This window comes from Hydrogenophaga atypica (assembly GCF_042665215.1).
Taxonomy (GTDB): Bacteria; Pseudomonadota; Gammaproteobacteria; order Burkholderiales; family Burkholderiaceae_C; genus Hydrogenophaga; species Hydrogenophaga defluvii_A.
Map to the genome: position 1 here is coordinate 1 of NZ_JBHTCA010000069.1, position 2318 is coordinate 2318.

Annotated in this window: 1 protein-coding gene; it reads right to left on the minus strand. The window is 59.6% G+C overall.

Annotation, left to right across the window (positions count from 1 at the left end; genetic code table 11):
• Nucleotides 1–2173 (minus strand): Tn3-like element IS1071 family transposase (locus ACFQPB_RS23790; RefSeq protein WP_382200881.1); only part of this gene is annotated, 2173 nt, incomplete at its 3' end.
• Nucleotides 2174–2318 lie beyond the last annotated feature (145 nt).

The following is a 2318-nucleotide window of genomic DNA, read 5'->3' on the forward strand; positions in this document are numbered from 1 at the left end:
GCTTTTCTTGGCGGATGACACCTTCAATGGCCACGCCCGCCTGGCGCTCATTGAGCACAAAGGGCTGCGCATGGAAGATGCCCCACCGGTCTTTTACATGGGAGTAGATTCCAATGGAAGGTGTGTTGCGCCGAGGATCAAGCCGGGCTTGCCACACCCGTTTGGTGGTCTCCATGCTCATCATGTCAGAAGATGCCAAATCGGACCGCCCCCAGGTGGCGGCAATCGGGTGTCGCTGCATGAATTCCAGCACAGCCTGGCAGGCCTGGCTCAGACGCCGTTCGTCCCGCGCCCAGCGCATGGCCTGGCGAATGCTGGTGGCAGACAATTGCGGAATCATGCGCGCGCATTCGACCGCAGTCAGACTGGTGCCGTGGGCCATGATGCCGGCATAGACCATCAGCAGCTCGTCGGTAGAGCGCGGCTCACGTCCGAGCATGATCCAGCTAAAGCGCACCTGGGCGTCAACGGCCAGAATCACTTCCGGCAATTGAACCTCACCGATGCGGTGATCCAAAGCCGCGCGCAGCTTGGTCACTTCTGGGTCTTCGTCCTCTGCGGGCAATGGCGACAAATGGAGTTCATCATCCACGCGCAGTACGCCACTGCGGGCTGCAGCGGCCACCGCATCGACACCGGCAGTTACTCTGGCCAGCAAAGGCTTCAAGAAAGTGGCAGCCTTGCTGGGTAACGATAGACGGGCATAGTGTTTCTTGGACTCTGCCTGCCAACGCTCGTCCGTGAAGAACAAGCGCGCACGACCCCGAAAGCTCAGGCTGTGCTCAATCCAGACCGAGCCATTGCGCACCGCGCGGCGCAGGGCAAACAGGGTGGCCACCTCCAACGCCTGAAACGCCCGTTCCCGGTCTGGGCTGGAGATCGAAACCTGCCAGATCATTCCCAGACTTGGTGCCACCACTTCAACTGGCAGCTTTCTGGATCCTTTGAGATATAAAGCTTGCAGCTTGGCAAGGTACTCGATGGCAGGATGCTCGCCGGTGGCCTGCCAGGGCAGCTTTGCAATGGCGACGAGCAACGACCGCACGGGGCGAATTCCATCAATCAATCCCTCGCGGACCAGGGAGGCCCTGCTCGGTGGTTTGCGTTTCTGGGTTTCGGTGATCAAGGCTTCAAGACGGGCACGCAACTCAGCATCTGGCACCGCACCTTGCGCGCTCAAGGCAACAAGTTCGCCGAGCAGCGTTTTGTACATTGCGGCCCAATTGACGGTAGCGGGGACATCGGCGGCAGCCTGACGCCACAGATCGGCGATCCGGCGCTGCACCATAAGGATCAACTGGTCTGTGGTGGTGAACAGGCAATACCGAAGAAAGCATGCGACCTCCACGGTGCGCGCTGGCTCTTTGATCTTGGCTCCGGCTGAGGGCGGCCTGGAGACAAGTCGGCGCGCGTAGCGGCGCAAGATGAGATCGGGGATGTCTGCCAGGTGCTTATGAACGTCCAGCGTGTAAAGCAGGTCGATGCGCTCCAGTACCTCGCTGATTTGGCGGGTTGAGTGTTTCGCCGGTGCAGCCCATAGCCAACTCTGCTGGGTTTGTCCATCTGGGCGCAGCTCTGAAACTGAGGCTCGCCAGCGATCAAGTGTTGCTGGATCAACGCTGGCGGCGATGGCGGTGCCTGTTTCAACTTCAAGCTGGGCAAGTGCCGCCGCAATCAGTGTCCGAATTGCCCGCTCGTGCACGATCACCAGCTTGTTCTTGTACAGCCATTGACGCGCCCGCACGAGTAGCTGATCGCGGTCGGCGCAGCGCGCCACTTCGTCGCGCAGTTCACGTACCAGTGAGCGGCGCTGGTGCTCGCTCATCCACTGGAATCCAAGGACCGTGCAGGCTACTTGTTGGTGATCGAATAGCGTGCGCCCGCGTTCATACATGGCTCTCAGCGAGGCGACTTCTGGTGCTGCAATGCCAAGCTCGTTGCCAAGGTGGCGCCACAAGGCTACTGGAATTACCCGAAAGGCACCGAGCAAACGCCCACTCATGCGCAGGAAACCAATATGGAGCGCCAGACCAAGCTTGTGGGAATCACCTCGGCGTGCATTGATTGCGTCGCGCTCGGCACCATCGAAGGTGAAAAATGCCTTCATCTCGAAGTCGCTGATATCGCGGGGGAGCCCACGCATCCCCAAAAACGTTGTGTGCCAACCCTGCATCGTGAACCTCAAAAGTGGGAGGCCACCATACCCGTTTACAAAGCGAACAGGAAAGTCAATGAAATCAACGGTCTACCCAGACCACCCCCGCGCCAGTGCTAGCTTTGCGTACCGTCACTTATTGCACTGAAAACGAGGAGACCCC